A 701-nucleotide genomic window follows, 5' to 3' on the forward strand; every position below is an offset into this window, starting at 1 on the left:
GACGTATTGTACTAATCACTTGTATTGGATTACGCGTCGCGCTCCGTTTGGCAAGGCCGCTTTGCTAGATGAAGATGTGGAGATCAACTTCCAAGAAGAAACAACACCAAACGATGTTGTTTCTGTCATTGCGACTCAGCCTTTAACCGGCAATGAGACTTGGCATCGAATGAAGCCCGGTGAATATGGTTTGTTTCACCTTGGTGAACTGATCCAAAACAATGCATCTGATTTGAAAGATGTGCCATTTGCAGCGCCCAAACCGGGTAATCAAGCTCCGACCGAACCGTTGGAATAACGACGTTTCTAGACATCAAGTTTTCCAAATAACAAAAAAGACAGTCACTCGACTGCCTTTTTTGATGCGTTAAAAAGCACTTATTCTTCTTCAGCGGCTGCGTAGCCATGAGGGCCGAGTTCTTTGCCATCTAACCAAGCTTTGCCATCTTGCATGATTAAACGTTCTTCAACGAGCCACTTAGTCACGATAGGGTAAATGGTGTGCTCTTGAGTTTGTACACGCGCAGCGAGTGCTGCTGCATCATCATCTTCAAATACTGGCACTTTTGCTTGAAGAACTACGGGACCTCCGTCTAACTCTTCTGTGACAAAGTGAACACTTGTGCCGTGCTCTTTGTCTTTGGCGTCAATCGCGCGCTGGTGGGTGTGTAAACCCGGGTATTTAGGTAGAAGAGAAGGGT

The 701-nt window shown here is 46.2% G+C and carries 2 protein-coding genes; one reads left to right on the forward strand and one right to left on the reverse strand.

Annotation, left to right across the window (positions count from 1 at the left end):
* Positions 1–298 (forward strand): class II glutamine amidotransferase (locus R8O10_RS25165; protein ID WP_318140259.1); only part of this gene is annotated, 298 nt, incomplete at its 5' end.
* 80 nt (positions 299–378) lie between these two features.
* Here R8O10_RS25165 and purN read toward each other — a convergent pair.
* Positions 379–701, reverse strand: a 323-nt coding sequence (gene purN / locus R8O10_RS25170) for a phosphoribosylglycinamide formyltransferase (protein WP_318191947.1), incomplete at its 5' end; no start/stop codon positions are given.

Origin of the sequence: Vibrio sp. 1727, assembly GCF_033344415.1 — a bacterium.
GTDB classification, from domain to species: Bacteria; Pseudomonadota; Gammaproteobacteria; order Enterobacterales; family Vibrionaceae; genus Vibrio; species Vibrio alginolyticus.